Raw genomic sequence first — 14,683 nt, forward strand, 5'->3', positions numbered from 1 at the left:
TCGGGTCTGCGTGCACTGCGGAAAACCGTAATTCCGAGCTGCGGTTGACCGCCTGGAATCTTGCGGTCGGCCTCAGGGTCTCTTCAGGTTCGGTTTTCTAGCGTGTGTGGCATGACAGCCATCGCAGCCGGCGTCGCGGAGGACAGCGGCGCGCCTCAGTGGATCAACAGCCTCATGGATACGCTCGGCGCGCCGGGCGCGGGCATCGCCATCGCTCTGGAGAACCTCTTCCCGCCTCTGCCGAGCGAGGTCATCCTGCCGCTCGCGGGGTTCGCGGCGAGCACCGGACAGATGAATCTGTTCGCGGCGCTGCTGTGGACGACGGCGGGTTCCGTCATAGGCGCGCTCGCGCTGTATGGCGTGGGGGCGCTGCTCGGCCGCGACCGCACGGTGGCGATCGCGGCCCGGCTGCCGCTGGTGAAGGTCTCGGACATAGAGAGGACAGAGGCCTGGTTCCAGCGGCACGGCACCAAAGCCGTGTTCTTCGGACGCATGATTCCGATCTTCCGCAGCCTGATATCCGTGCCCGCGGGCGTCGAGCGCATGCGCCTGCCCGTCTTCCTCTGCCTGACCACACTGGGCAGCGCGATCTGGAACACCATCTTCGTCCTGGCCGGCTATCTGCTCGGCGAGAACTGGACGGAGGTCAGCGGCTATGTGTCGGCCTACTCGAAGGTGGTCCTGGTCGCGGCGGTGCTCGCGGTGCTGTTCTTCGCGGGCGTACGGCTGTTCAGGCCGGGGCGGGGCGGGCGACGGCGCGCCAAGGAGCAGGAAGCGTCCATGGCCTCGTCCGCCGCAGCCACCGTTGAGGTCCCTACCGGGCCTCCCGCAGGAACTCCCGCAGAATCCGCTCGCCCGCGGCGACACCCCGTTCCGGAAGAGAGGTGACCCCGGGGGCCGTCCAGCCCACGTCGGCCAGTTCGCCGTGGCCCGGGCGCCAGCCGCGGTCGGCGGCGAGGAGGAGGTCGGCGTCGAGGAGGGAGTCACCTGCCGCGAGGGTGCGGTCGGCTCCGGTGCGGCGGGCGATCTCGCGCATGGCGGCGCTCTTGGTGAGCGGCTTCGGTACGGCGTAGATCTTGCGGCCCTGGAGAGAGACCGTCCAGCCGAGGTTCTCCGCCCAGGCGGCCAGTTCCTTCACCCAGTCCTCGGGGAGCAGTTCGCGCTCGACGACGACATAGGCGAAGAGGTCCTCGGCGACGCGGTGCTTGCGCACCCAGGCGGGGTCGGCGGTGGCCGTCATATGGGCCCGCACCTCGGCGAGCGGGGCGCACTCGCCGGCCAGCCGGGCGGTGACCTGCGCGTGCCACTCCGGGTCCGAGGCACCGTCGACGAGGAGATGGCCGCCGTTGGCGCAGATCGCGAACTTCGGTGCGGGGCCGGGGAGTTGGATGCGCCGGTACTGCTGACGCGTACGGGTCGTGGTGGGCACGAAGACGGCTGCCTCGCCGAGTTCGGCGAGCAGTCCTGCCGCGGTCTCCGTCATGTACGACAGCGGCTTGCTCTCGTACACCTCGACGCACAGCAGCCGGGGCGCCCGCTCGTCCGGCAGGGGCAGCGCGAGTGCGGCGGCGGAGTAGATGAGTGTGCGGTCGAGGTCGCTGGCCACGAGCACCTTCGGCGAGGACATCAGACCGTCACCGTCTTGCCGTCGGCGCCGGTCGCCCCGCGCGTGTACTTGGGGTGGATCAACCCGACGCAGGTGTACGGGAGTTCGGCGACCTCCTCGACGGGCACGCCCCGCTGCTCGGCGAGCAGGCGTACGTGAGCCAGGTCGGCGCCCGCTCCCGCGCGGGCGAGGATCTTCCACGGGACGCGGCGCAGCAGTACGCGGGTCGTCTCGCCGACACCCGGCTTGACGAGGTTCACGTCATGGATGCCGTACTCCTCGCTGATCCGCTCGACAGCCGCCCAGCCCTCCCAGCTCGGGCTGCGGTCCATGGAGAGCAGTTCCTTGACCAGGGTGTCGACCGCGTCGCCGACCTCGTCGAAGCGGTCGGAGATGGCGTCCAGGAAGTCGACGGAGACGTCCGCGCCGGCGAGCTCACGGTAGAACTTCGCGCCGTGGAAGTCGTGCTTCCCGACCAGGTCGGCCCGCAGCACCGTACGCGAAATGAGCCCGGAGACCGTTGAGTTGAGGCAGGCGGAGGGGATGAGGAAGTCCTCGCGGGTGCCGTAGGTGCGTACGCAGGAGCCGGGATCGGCGAGCACCGCGATCTCCGGGTCGAAGCCGGTGATGCCGTCGGAGGCCTCGAACTCCTCGATGGCCTGGGCGAGTTCGCGGGTGATGGCGCCCTTGCCGGTCCAGCCGTCCACGAAGACGATGTCGGCCGGGTCGTGGTGGGCGGCCAGCCAGCGCAGCGCGTTGGCGTCGATGCCGCGCCCGCGCACGATGGAGACGGCGTAGTGCGGCAGGTCGAGCCCGTGCCGGTGCTTGGCCCAGCGGCGCATCAGGATGCCGATGGGTGTGCCGGCGCGGGCGAGCGACACGAGGACGGGGCGCGGCGACCGCTCCGCCAGCACGGTCTCGGTGACGGCGCCCGCCGCCTGGGCGATGCGCACGGCCGAGGTGTCCAGCGCGGCGCGGAACAGCTCCTGGTACCGGTCGCTCGGCTGGTACTCCACCGGCAGCGACTCCGCGTAGTGCGCGCCCCCGCTCTGGATCGCTTCCTCGCGCTCCTCCGTCGGCGCCTCCAGCGTCACGTCCGAGAGGTCCTGGAGCAGCCAGCCGACCTCGTCAGGGGCGTATGAGGAGAAGTCGGGGCCGCGAAGGGGCTCGGGCAGCATGGAGGGCCTTTCGGACAGCTGCGGGGTGGGGGCGTACGACGGTATGTAGGAGGGGACGACTGCGAGCAGCACGCTCGGGGTGTGGGCGGCGAGCCGCGCCAACAGGCCGTCCGGGGCGTGCAGTTCGGGTGTGTCGGCGACCGAGTCGACCACTGCGACGACGGCGTCGAATCCGGCGCCCGCGACGTTGTAGGCGTAGCGCTCGTCAGGGCCGTCGCCCGGCTGGTCGTGGGCGGGGAAGACGAGACGGCTGCGGATCGCGTAGCCGGGGTCGTCGACGGCGAGGACGGGGGAACGGGTCGTGGTGGAGTAGCGGACTTCGGCGTCGGTCAGCTCCTCCAGCGCGACGCCGAGCCGCAGCGGCGCGTACATCAACTCCTCGAAGCCGAGGACGAGTACGCGGCGCGCCCCGCCCGGCAGCGCGTCCGCGAGCCGCGCGGCCATGGCGGGCAGGGCGCCCTCCAGGCGTATGCGGTGCTCGGGGGTGAAGCCGTGCCGGCCGCCGTCGGGCAGGTCGTGCGGCCAGCCGAGTTCCATGCGCGCGACGGTGCCGTGCTCCACAAGCCCCGGAAGTCCCGGCAGCTCCGGAAGCTGTTCCGGGGCCGTCTCGTACTCGGCGACCAGTGCCTGCCCCTTCTCCAGTACGCCGTCGGGCAGCCGAACCGTCCCCGAGGCCGCCGCCACCAGGTCCACGCGCGCGCCGATCTCGCGGGCGAAGGCGTCGAGGCGGCACTGGTCGGCCGGGGAGCGCATGTCGACGAGCGCGACGATCACGTAGTGCCCGCGCGGGTAGCGTTCGTGCAGCGCGCGGATCGTGTTGAGCACGGTGTTGCCCGTGGAGAACTCGTCGTCCACGAGGACCAGCGCACCGTCGCCCGCGAGCAGCCGGGGCTTCTCCGGCAGCAGCAGATGCGAGGTGGCGTGCGAGTGGGACTCCTCGAAGCCGCCCGCGCGCTCGACTCCCTCGACGGGGCGCCGCGTCGAGTGCAGGTAGGGCGCGAGGCCCAGGCCGTCCGCGACCGAGTGGCCGAGGCCCGTCGCCGTCTCCGCGTAGCCGAGCACCACGGCACGGCTCGCCGCTGCGTCGCCGAGCAACTCACGCACCCGGTGGCCCAATTCGTACCCGGCCTGCCACACCCTGCGCGGGCTCTGCGGCACGTGCTTGCCCAGCACGTTCGACACCAGCAGATGCGCGCGCTTGGGGTTGCGCCGCAGGGCAAGCCCCAGCAGCTCGCTCAGCTTCTCGTCACCGACGAGCTCGACGCCGAGCCGCTCGGCGACCCAGGCCCCTGTCCACACCACGTTTTCCATTGAGTCCCTGTGTTCGGCCGGGGAACCCGGCGGCTGAATCCCTGTGCTCGGCCGGGCAGACCGGTCAGCCGGGCAGCCCGGCGGCGAGCAGCTCCACGAAGCCGATGTCCTCGTTCGCGACGCCGAAGACCTCGGCGCGCTGCAGGGTGCGCTCGGCCCAGGCGCGGTGCGGCTTCACCTCGTTCATCTTGTTCGTGTACGCGGACCGCAGGACGCCTCCGCCGCCACGCTCCGGACGCAGTATGTCCTGGGCGTCGCTGTACTCCTCGTGGCTGACCACGGAGAGGGCGTGCACGGGCAGTACGTGCGAGGGGTGGATGCAGGTCTTGCCGAGCAGACCGTTGGCGCGGTCGAGGGAGATCTCGCGCAGCAGCCCGTCCATGTCGTGCTCGATCAGTGCGTTGCGCAGGTCCTCGGCCTCCGGGGTGAAGGGGCTGCGGCGCAGCTGCGGCTTGAACATGCGCTCCTGGACCCGGAAGTACTCCCACACGGGCCCCGTCACCGTGAATCCGGTGCCGTCGGCCCGTCCCAGCACGTTCACCACGTCGGCGATCACGGAGGCCACGATCTGTACGTCGTACGCGGTCATGTCGGGCGCCCGGCGCAGCCCGTACGAGGAGCAGAAGTCGGTGACGCCGAGCCTGAGTGCGAGGACCCGGTCGCGGTACTTGTCGACAGCGCGGAAGATTCCCGCGAGGGTGTCCACGCGCGACTCGCGGTACAGCAGGTCCGGCGATTCGAGGACGGGCATGGCGAACAGCCGCCGCCCGCTCGCGGCCTCGGCCGCGGTGAGCGCCTCCAGGAACGGCACGCCCCGCTCTTCGGTGAACTTCGGCAGTACGAAACCGGACAGCAGCCGGGCCGAGCCGCCGAGCCGCTGGACGAGGTCCGGGATCTGCTCCGGCGTACGGACGCGGACGAACAGCAGCGGCAGCTCCGTATCCGGACAGCTATCAGCCAGGACCCCGAACTGCCGGACCAGGTTCTCCTCGGCGCCCGGAACCTCCGAGTCGTCTATGGAGTCCTCCAGGCACAGCACCATCGAGACGACGCCGCGGTCGATCTGCTTCACGATGTCCTCGGCCAGCCGCGGTCTGGTCGCGGGGCTGTACAGCGTGGCGCCGAGGGCCACGGAGAGCATCCGGGCCGGGGATTCCGCGGTGAAGACGCAGGGTTCCTGATGGAAGAGGCGCTGCCGCACCTCCGGAGCGATGTGCCCGAAATGACGCATGAGACTCCCCGGGGCGGCTGAGGCCTGACGATATGTGGCCGGTAATAGTACGTAGAGACCCATGTCCGGGGTTCCCACCCGGCATGAAATTCAGGTTACGCAGATGAACACAGCCGAACACAGCCATATCCTCCAGCCTCACACCGAACGGGCCGGGGCGCACCCCGCATTGTCGTGACCAAGACTGAGAAGGCAGGATGACCGCATGACGCACGCGATGCTGAAGGGGTCGAACGTACCGCTGAACGCCAAGGCGGTACGGTCCGTGCTGCGCTGGGCGCCGGGGCAGGGCGTTCCCGAGGTGGACGCCTCGGCGCTGCTCCTCGGGCCCGACGATCGTGTGCGATCCGACGAGGACTTCGTCTTCTACAACCAGCCCCGCCACCCCTCGGGCAAGGTCTGGCGGCTCGGCAAGAAGCGGGTCGCCGAGGGGCTCACCGACACGATCCAGTCGGATCTGGCGGGTGTCGAAAAGGCCGTGACGCGGATCCTCCTGGTCGCCTCGGCGGACGGCAAGACCTTCGACCGCGTCCGCGCCCTGCGGATCCTGCTGTACGACGCCGCCCTCGCGGACGGTGAGCCGCTGGCGTACTTCGACATCAAGCCGGAGACCGGCGAGGAGACCGCGCTGATCTGCGGTGAGCTGTACCGGCGCGGGGAGGGCTGGAAGTTCCGGGCGCTCGGCGAGGGCTATGCGAACGGCATCGAGGGTCTGGCGGGCGACTTCGGAATCGAGGTGGACGAGTCCGAGCCCGCGTCCGCGGGCAACTCGGCGCCGCTGCCGCCCGAGCAGCCCGCCGCCCCCGGTCTGCCCCAGCAACCCGCGCAGCCCGCCTACGGCTACCCCCCGGAGTCCGCGACCCAGCCGGCGTACGGCTATCCGCAGCCGGCCTCCCCTGGCTCGTACGCCTATCCGCAAGCCGCACCGCCCCAGCCCGCCGCGGCGACCGCCCAGCCCGCGTACGGCTATCCGCATCCGGTCCCGGCCATGCCCGACCCGGAGTTCAGGCTGCCGCCGCAGGGACCGCAGTTCGTCGGGCGGTGAGCAGGGCTTCGGGGTCGGCACACCCGTTTCAGGAGAGCGGTGCTCAACGGTCGGCCTTCGCCTTGTAACCGCGGCCCCACTGAAGCCCCCACCCGTACAGCCGGTCGAGTTCGGCCTGGAACCCGTACACGAACTTCACCTCACGCCGCACGATCAGCTCGTTCTTGACGTTCTCGATCATGACCACCGCGCAGGAACGGGCCTGCGGGTGGCGCTCGTCGAGGCCGACCTCGATCCGCGGGCCGTTGCTCGGGTAGAGGGTCACGATGGCGTGCGTACGGTCGAAGGCCGGGGTCTGGTCGTAGATGTAGACGAAGACCAGGAGCCGCTTGATCTGCTCCCGATGGTCGAGGTTGATGAAGATCGTCTCGCCCGAGCCCGAGCCGAAGCGGTCGTCGCCGCTGAGTTTCACGTACGGCGGTCCGTTGAGCTCTCCGTAGAAGCTGCCCAGCGGCTGTACGACGCCCTTGGTGCCGTCCGTCAGCTCGTACAGGCACCCCAGGTCGAGGTCGACGTTGACCATGCTCTCGGTGTGCGCCTGCACCACTTCGGGCTTGAACGCCTGGAAGGGGTGACGCAGCAGGCTGCTGCGCCGGCCGCCGCCTATGTCGGAGGTGCGCATCCGCCAGGACAGGTTGATACGCAGATTACCGGTGGCCGCGCCCTGTTTGGTGAGCGAGACCGACTGGTTCCGCTTGGTCAGCGTGATGGCGTTGGTCGCCGCGCTCCCCGAATCGAACTGCGTCGATCGTCCCCCACGCCACAGACCGTCCCAGAAGCTCATTCCACCCCCACGGTTAGGTGTTCACCCCGACGAACAACAGACGAATACAACGGATACGACGACGGGGCGGCCATGAGGACTTCCTCGTGGCCGCCCCGCCTCAAAGCGTTCCTCACCGGGAGGGGTGTCACACCCCGGACGAGACTTCTGCCTTGTCGTCCGAGGCGTCAGCTTTTCCCTCGGCTGCCGCCAGTGCGCGGTTGCGGCGGACCGAGGACCAGAAGGACCAGCCGATCAGGACGACGCCGATGAGACCGGTGATGATCTCGTTGATCTCGTACTGGATGGTGATCAGCAGGATCGCGGCGAGCGCGCCGATCGCGTAGTGCGCGCCGTGCTCCAGGTAGACGTAGTCGTCAAGCGTGCCCTCGCGGACCAGGTAGACGGTGAGCGACCGGACGTACATGGCACCGATACCGAGGCCGAGCGCCATCAGCACGATGTCGTTGGTGATGGCGAAGGCGCCGATGACACCGTCGAAGGAGAACGAGGCGTCCAGGACCTCCAGGTAGAGGAACATGAAGAAGGCCGCTTTGCCGGCCATCGCCACCGCGGAGACCGGCTTGCCGGCCTTCTTGGCCTCCTCCTCGGCCTCGTGCTCGCGCTCTTCCGATTCCTCGAGCCGATTCTCGAAGAAGCCGGAGAGACCGCCCACCACCATGTATGTGATGAGACCGGCGACGCCGGAGAGCAGCACCGTTTCCGCCTTGTCGGCGTGCCCGGCGTGCAGGTGCGCGTTCTTGGCGAAGGTCAGCGAGACGCCCAGCAGGACGATCAGTGCGATGCAGGCCGAGAGCATGTCGACCTTGCCGAGCTTGGCCAGCGGACGCTCGAGCCAGCCCAGCCACTTGATGTCACGGTCCTCGAAGATGAAGTCGAGGAAGATCATCAGCAGGAACATGCCGCCGAAGGCCGCGATCGACGGATGGGCGTCGGTCACCAACTCCTCATAGCGGTCCGGGTTGTTCAGCGCCAGGTCGACGGCCTCGATGGGGCCGAGCGAGGCGCTGACCGCCACGATCACCACGGGGAAGACCAGCCGCATTCCGAAGACGGCGATCAGAATGCCGACGGTGAGGAAGATCTTCTGCCAGAAGGCGTTCATCTTCTTCAGGATTCCGGCGTTGACCACCGCGTTGTCGAAGGACAGCGAGATCTCGAGGATGGAAAGGATCAGCACGACCCCGAACGCGCCCCATCCGCCGAACAGCACCGCTGCGACCAAGCCGAGCGCGGTGACCGCGAACGACCAGCCGAAGGTTTTCAGAACCACTGGCTACCCAATCATCTGTGTACGGGTCTCCCCCGCGCCGCGCGCGGCTTTACGAAACGTTGACTCCGAAGTCTAGAGCGATGCCCCGCAGCCCCGACGCGTACCCCTGTCCCACGGCTCGGAACTTCCATTCCGCGCCATATCGGTAGACCTCGCCGAAGATCATCGCGGTCTCCGTGGAGGCGTCCTCGGAGAGGTCGTAGCGAGCCAGTTCCTGGCCGTCGGCCTGGTTGACGACGCGGATGAAGGCGTTGCTGACCTGGCCGAAGGTCTGGCCGCGGTTGTCGGCGTCGTGGATCGAGACCGGGAAGATGATCTTGTCGACGTTGGCGGGCACCTTGGAGAGGTCGATCAGGATGGACTCGTCGTCTCCCTCGCCCTCACCCGTGAGGTTGTCCCCGGTGTGCTCGACCGAGCCGTCCGGACTCTTGAGCTGGTTGTAGAAGATGAACCACTCGTCGCCGAGCACCCTCCCCGAGTTGCACAGCAGTGCGCTGGCGTCGAGGTCGAAGTCGGCTCCGGTGGTGGAGCGCGCATCCCAGCCGAGCCCGATCAACACCTGCGTGAGGTTCGGTGCGGCCTTGGAGAGGGAGACATTGCCCCCCTTGGCGAGCGTGACGCCCATGTTCCTGTTCCTCCCCGGTCAAGCCTTCAGTTGTCGAGCGCGTCCGGCGCCGCACTAGTGGTGTGCGACGCCGGACGGGAGGTGAAGCGGTAGGTCCTGCCTTCTGCGACAGGAACCGAAAAAGCTCAGACGTTGACGCCGAAGTCCTGCGCGATGCCGCGCAGGCCCGAGGCGTAGCCCTGGCCGATGGCACGGAACTTCCACTCCGCGCCGTGACGGTACAGCTCGCCGAAGACCATCGCGGTCTCCGTCGAGGCGTCCTCGGAGAGGTCGTACCGCGCGATCTCCGCGCCGCCCGCCTGGTTCACCACGCGGATGAACGCGTTGCGGACCTGGCCGAACGACTGCTGGCGGTTCTCGGCGTCGTAGATCGAGACCGGGAACACGATCTTCTCCACGTCCGCCGGCACACCGGCGAGATTGACCTTGATCTGCTCGTCGTCGCCCTCACCCTCACCGGTGAGGTTGTCACCGGTGTGCTCGACCGAGCCGTCCTGGCTCTTGAGGTTGTTGAAGAACACGAAGTTGGCGTCGCTGCTGACCTTGCCCTCCGCATTCGTCAGGATGGCGCTGGCGTCGAGGTCGAAGTCGGTGCCGGTGGTGGTGCGGACGTCCCACCCCAGACCGACGATGACCGCGGTAAGGCCAGGCGCCTCCTTGGAAAGCGATACGTTGCCGCCCTTGCTGAGGCTGACTCCCACGAGTCCTCCCATTCGTGTCCAGGGGCGGGGTGCCCCGTAGTGCGTTGCTATCGGATCAACGTGTCGATCCTAGTGAGGGGTTCCCTGTTGACGCAGGCCCTGCGCCCGAAGAATCACAGAGTGTCCAGCGCCTTCACGTACTCGTTCAGGTCACGCGCGTCCGGCAGCCCGTTCACGACGGTCCAGCGGACGACGCCCTCCTTGTCGATGATGAAGGTCCCGCGCACCGCGCAGCCCTTGTCCTCGTCGAAGACGCCGTACGCGCGCGAGACCTCGCCGTGCGGCCAGAAGTCGGACAGCAGCGGGTACTCCAGTTCCTCCTGCTCGCCGAAGACGCGCAGCGTGTGGATGGAGTCGTTGGACACGGCGAGCAGCTGGGTGTCGCGCTCGGAGAACTTCGGCAGGTTGTCGCGCAGGGCACACAGCTCGCCGGTGCACACGCCGGTGAAGGCGAAGGGATAGAAGAGCAACACCACGTTCTTCGCTCCGCGGAACCGGGAGAGCGTCACGGTGGCCCCGTGGTTGTCCTTCAACTCGAACTCCGGCGCCTTGGTCCCAACCTCGATCGCCATGGTCCTGCCATCCCTTCCTGGGGGTTCGTCGGGCAGACCCCACCTTACGATCACCGGGGCTGCGCCCCCAGGCCCCCTCGAGTGGGTCGTTTCTCGGCTGTGGGCCCGTAGGGCCTGTGTGGGGTTGTGATCTGGGCTCGCGGGGCGTGGCACGCACACTCGCCGCGTTACCGAAATGCCCTAGTAGCTCCTCCCCCACTCTCGGCTTCGCTCGAGCGGGGGGACCCCCATCGAGGGCCTTCCGGCGCCTTGCGATCGCACGCACCACGCCCCGCTCCCTGATCCAGATCACAACCCCACACAGGCCCTAAAACCCCGGAGGGGCTCGCGCAAGCGAGCCCCTCCGGTACTACGAGAACGTTCGGCCCAGCGGCAGCGTCACCTCTTCGACTTGGCCGCCTTGGGCGTAGCCAACCGGCTGCCACTCCAGTCCTTGCCCACGCTGATGCTCTTGGTCTGGGACAGCCCCGCGGTCGTCGCGGCTTCGGCGATGTCGCTGGCCTCCACGTAGCCGTCACGGCCGGTCTTCGGCGTCAGCAGCAGAATGGCGCCGCCCTCTTCGACGTACGTGGTGGCATCCACCAGCGCATCCGTCAGGTCGCCGTCGTCGTCACGGAACCAGAGCACCACGGCGTCTGCGACGTCGTCGTACTCCTCGTCCACGAGCTCGCTGCCAATGACTTCCTCGATGGCCTCGCGGAGCTCCTGGTCGACGTCGTCGTCGAAGCCGATCTCCTGGACCACCTGCTCGGGCTGGAATCCCAGCCTGGCGGCCAGGCTCGTCCGCTCCTCCGCGTGGTCCGCGGTCGCGCTCACGGGTTGCCTCCTGATCATGTTTGGTAAAGGTTCAAGCCACGCGCGTGCGCGAAGCATTGGCCGTAGTCCACACGGGCGGGACGGATCGCGCAAGTACCCGGCCGTCGAGACCGCCGAAACGGTGACGATCCTGGCGGTGTCGCCGCAACCCCAGACAGCCAATCATGGCCCCAGGTGACGCACACCACAGCGATCTGCCCGCTTTGTGAATTTCGGAACCCTATGAGGGTACGGGACTCGAATGGCTTTGCGGAACGCGTTACGGGTCGGGCGTATCGTTGCGATTTGCCGGAACCCTCCCCCGGAGAACCGCGCGAACGTGCTGGTTACCCCTCGGTAGAGGTGACGTTTCCGTTTCCGAGGTACACGATGGGGACCGGTGCGGCCCTCAAGGGCAACGGCGAGAACGCCGACGACAACACCGAGCAAGAACCAAGAAAAACCGAGAAGAACGGCCTCCCTGAAAGCGAAGGAACAGCGTGGCTTCCGGACCCGATCGCAACCCGATCATCATTGGCGGCCTTCCGAGTCAGGTACCTGACTTCGATCCCGAAGAGACCCAGGAGTGGCTCGATTCCCTCGATGCCGCTGTCGACCAGCGCGGCCGGGAGCGAGCCCGGTATCTGATGCTGCGTCTGATCGAGCGGGCCCGCGAGAAGCGCGTGGCCGTGCCCGAGATGCGCAGCACGGACTACGTCAACACCATCGCGACCAAGGACGAGCCGTTCTTCCCCGGCAACGAGGAGATCGAGCGCAAGATCCTGAACGCGACCCGGTGGAACGCCGCGGTCATGGTCTCGCGGGCCCAGCGGCCCGGCATCGGCGTCGGCGGCCACATCGCCACCTTCGCCTCCTCCGCCTCGCTGTACGACGTGGGCTTCAACCACTTCTTCCGCGGCAAGGACGAGGGCGACGGCGGCGACCAGGTCTTCTTCCAGGGGCACGCCTCGCCGGGCATCTATGCGCGCGCCTTCATGCTGGACCGCCTCTCCGAGCGGCAGCTCGACGGCTTCCGCCAGGAGAAGTCGAAGTATCCGGACGGCCTGTCCAGCTACCCGCACCCCCGCTCGATGCCGGACTTCTGGGAGTTCCCGACCGTCTCCATGGGTCTCGGCCCGCTGGGCGCGATCTTCCAGGCGCGGATGAACCGCTACATGGAGGCACGCGGCATCGCGGACACCTCCAAGTCCCACGTATGGGCCTTCCTCGGCGACGGCGAGATGGACGAGCCGGAGTCGCTCGGCCAGCTGTCCATCGCCGCGCGCGAGGGCCTGGACAACCTGACCTTCGTCGTCAACTGCAACCTCCAGCGGCTCGACGGCCCGGTGCGCGGCAACGGCAAGATCATCCAGGAGCTGGAGTCGCAGTTCCGGGGCGCCGGCTGGAACGTCATCAAGCTGGTCTGGGACCGCACGTGGGACCCGCTGCTCGCCCAGGACCGCGACGGTGTGCTGGTCAACAGGCTGAACACCACGCCTGACGGCCAGTTCCAGACGTACGCCACCGAGACCGGTGCGTACATCCGTCAGCACTTCTTCGGTGACGACCACCGGCTGCGGGCTATGGTCGAGAACATGACCGACGACCAGATCCTGCACCTCGGGCGCGGCGGTCACGACCACAAGAAGGTCTACGCGGCGTACGCGGCGGCCAAGGCACACACCGGCCAGCCGACCGTGATCCTCGCGCAGACCGTCAAGGGCTGGACGCTCGGCCCGAACTTCGAGGGCCGTAACGCCACGCACCAGATGAAGAAACTGACGGTCGCCGATCTCAAGGGCTTCCGCGACCGCCTGCACCTGCCGATCTCGGACAAGGAGCTGGAGTCCGGCGCACCGCCGTACTACCACCCGGGCCGCGACTCGGAGGAGATCCAGTACATGCACGACCGCCGCAAGGGACTGGGCGGATACGTCCCGACCCGCGTCGTGCGCTCGAAGCCGCTCGCGCTGCCCGAGGACAAGACGTACGCGAGTGTGAAGAAGGGTTCCGGTCAGCAGTCGATCGCCACGACCATGGCGTTCGTACGGCTACTGAAGGACCTCATGCGGGACAAGGAGATCGGCAAGCGGTTCGTGCTGATCGCGCCGGACGAGTACCGCACGTTCGGCATGGACTCGTTCTTCCCGAGTGCGAAGATCTACAACCCGCTTGGCCAGCAGTACGAGGCCGTCGACCGCGACCTGCTGCTCGCGTACAAGGAGTCGCCGACCGGGCAGATGCTGCACGACGGCATCTCCGAGGCGGGCTGTACGGCCTCGCTGATCGCGGCGGGTTCGGCGTACGCGACACACGGCGAGCCGCTGATCCCGGTGTATGTCTTCTACTCGATGTTCGGTTTCCAGCGCACCGGTGACCAGTTCTGGCAGATGGCCGACCAGTTGGCACGCGGATTCGTACTGGGTGCGACCGCCGGGCGTACGACGCTGACCGGTGAGGGTCTGCAACACGCGGACGGACACTCGCAGTTGCTGGCCTCGACGAACCCTGGCTGTGTCGCGTACGACCCGGCCTACGGGTTCGAGATCGCGCACATCGTGCGGGACGGGCTGCGCCGGATGTACGGCTCCTCCGAGGAGCACCCGCACGGCGAGGACGTCTTCTACTACCTCACCGTCTACAACGAGCCGATCCAGCACCCGGCCGAACCTGCGAGTGTGGACGTCGAGGGCATCCTCAAGGGCATCCACCGCTTCTCGGCAGGTACTTCGGGCTCCATTCCGGCGCAGATCATGGCGTCCGGTGTAGCGGTGCCGTGGGCCGTCGAGGCGCAGAAGATCCTCGCCGAGGAATGGAACGTCAAGGCGGACGTCTGGTCGGCGACCTCCTGGAACGAGCTGCGGCGCGAGGCCGTGGAAGTGGAGCAGCACAACCTTCTGCATCCCGAGGAGGAGCAGCGCGTTCCATATGTGACGCGGAAGTTGTCGGATGCCGAGGGGCCGTTCGTGGCGGTTTCCGACTGGATGCGGTCGGTTCCGGATCAGATCTCGCGCTGGGTGCCCGGTACGTACCAGTCCCTGGGCGCGGACGGCTTCGGCTTCGCGGACACCCGCGGCGCGGCTCGCCGTTTCTTCCACATCGACGCCCAGTCGATCGTGGTCGCGGTCCTCACGGAGCTCGCCCGCGAGGGGAAGGTCGATCGCTCGGCCCTCAAGCAGGCCGTCGACCGGTACCAGCTGCTGGATGTCTCGGCAGCGGATCCGGGCGCCGCAGGCGGCGACGCGTAAGCGCATCGCTTGGAGGGGGTTTCCAAGGTCCGTTCCTTGACTGCAGGTCCGTTGTGGCTGGTCGCGCAGTTCCCCACGCCCCTAAAAGGGGCGCTCCCGGAACCGTCCGCCATCATGCTCACCAGCCACAACGAAACCCGCTCCCTCCCACCGGCGGGAGGGGCCGTGGGCCGGTGCGTCGTATGCCCGTCGCGTAGGTTCGGTCTCGGAGAACCAGGACCGTGTACCAACACCGGGTCGTACGCCCGCCCTGCGACGGGCTGACGCACCGGACCGCGGCCCCGCACCCACCACCCACCCAGGGGCGCGGGGAA

The 14,683-nt window shown here is 68.1% G+C and carries 12 protein-coding genes; 3 read left to right on the plus strand and 9 right to left on the minus strand.

Annotation, left to right across the window (positions count from 1 at the left end):
• Window positions 1–111 precede the first annotated feature (111 nt).
• Complete coding sequence (locus OP79_RS14855; protein ID WP_033320658.1) at window positions 112–888, plus strand: DedA family protein; 777 nt, start codon at window positions 112–114, stop codon at window positions 886–888.
• Here OP79_RS14855 and OP79_RS14860 read toward each other — a convergent pair.
• From OP79_RS14860 to OP79_RS14870, 3 genes are all read right to left on the minus strand, one after another.
• Window positions 815–1,627 (minus strand): HAD family hydrolase, encoded by an 813-nt coding sequence (locus tag OP79_RS14860; protein WP_033320659.1) that lies wholly within the window; start codon window positions 1,625–1,627, stop codon window positions 815–817. The two genes, OP79_RS14855 and OP79_RS14860, sit on opposite strands and share 74 nt — an antisense overlap.
• The gene (locus tag OP79_RS14865) at window positions 1,627–4,095 is read right to left on the minus strand and encodes a phosphoribosyltransferase (protein WP_033320660.1); all 2,469 of its coding nucleotides are present in this window, start codon (window positions 4,093–4,095) and stop codon (window positions 1,627–1,629) included. Before OP79_RS14865 ends, OP79_RS14860 begins: the two co-directional genes overlap by 1 nt.
• 64 nt (window positions 4,096–4,159) lie before the next feature.
• The gene (locus OP79_RS14870) at window positions 4,160–5,326 is read right to left on the minus strand and encodes an HpcH/HpaI aldolase/citrate lyase family protein (RefSeq protein WP_033320661.1); all 1,167 of its coding nucleotides are present in this window, start codon (window positions 5,324–5,326) and stop codon (window positions 4,160–4,162) included.
• A gap of 205 nt (window positions 5,327–5,531) precedes the next feature.
• Between OP79_RS14870 and OP79_RS14875 the strand changes: the two genes are divergently transcribed.
• Window positions 5,532–6,371 (plus strand): TerD family protein, encoded by an 840-nt coding sequence (locus tag OP79_RS14875; RefSeq protein WP_033320662.1) that lies wholly within the window; start codon window positions 5,532–5,534, stop codon window positions 6,369–6,371.
• 43 nt (window positions 6,372–6,414) lie between these two features.
• Here OP79_RS14875 and OP79_RS14880 read toward each other — a convergent pair whose 3' ends face one another.
• The 6 genes from OP79_RS14880 to OP79_RS14905 all read right to left on the minus strand — a co-directional run bounded on the left by OP79_RS14880 (window position 6,415) and on the right by OP79_RS14905 (window position 11,142).
• The gene (locus OP79_RS14880) at window positions 6,415–7,155 is read right to left on the minus strand and encodes a TerD family protein (RefSeq protein WP_033320663.1); all 741 of its coding nucleotides are present in this window, start codon (window positions 7,153–7,155) and stop codon (window positions 6,415–6,417) included.
• A gap of 127 nt (window positions 7,156–7,282) precedes the next feature.
• Window positions 7,283–8,428: a DUF475 domain-containing protein gene (locus OP79_RS14885; protein WP_033320664.1), complete on the minus strand. Its 1,146-nt coding sequence runs from the start codon at window positions 8,426–8,428 to the stop codon at window positions 7,283–7,285.
• Between the two features lie 49 nt (window positions 8,429–8,477).
• A complete protein-coding gene (locus OP79_RS14890; RefSeq protein ID WP_033320665.1) occupies window positions 8,478–9,053 on the minus strand; it encodes a TerD family protein in 576 nt (191 codons plus the stop codon).
• A 125-nt stretch (window positions 9,054–9,178) separates the two neighbouring features.
• A complete protein-coding gene (locus OP79_RS14895) occupies window positions 9,179–9,754 on the minus strand; it encodes a TerD family protein (protein ID WP_033320773.1) in 576 nt (191 codons plus the stop codon).
• A gap of 113 nt (window positions 9,755–9,867) precedes the next feature.
• Window positions 9,868–10,326 carry a peroxiredoxin gene (locus tag OP79_RS14900; protein WP_033320666.1) on the minus strand — a complete coding sequence of 153 codons (459 nt, stop codon included), beginning with the start codon at window positions 10,324–10,326 and terminating at the stop codon, window positions 9,868–9,870.
• 378 nt (window positions 10,327–10,704) lie between these two features.
• The gene (locus tag OP79_RS14905; protein ID WP_033320667.1) at window positions 10,705–11,142 is read right to left on the minus strand and encodes a DUF3052 domain-containing protein; all 438 of its coding nucleotides are present in this window, start codon (window positions 11,140–11,142) and stop codon (window positions 10,705–10,707) included.
• Window positions 11,143–11,621: 479 nt separating this feature from the next.
• Between OP79_RS14905 and aceE the strand changes: the two genes are divergently transcribed.
• A complete protein-coding gene (gene aceE / locus OP79_RS14910; RefSeq protein ID WP_033320668.1) occupies window positions 11,622–14,369 on the plus strand; it encodes a pyruvate dehydrogenase (acetyl-transferring), homodimeric type in 2,748 nt (915 codons plus the stop codon).
• Window positions 14,370–14,683: the final 314 nt, after the last annotated feature.

Origin of the sequence: Streptomyces yerevanensis, from assembly GCF_000716805.1 — a bacterium.
Lineage (GTDB): Bacteria > Actinomycetota > Actinomycetes > Streptomycetales > Streptomycetaceae > Streptomyces > Streptomyces flaveus.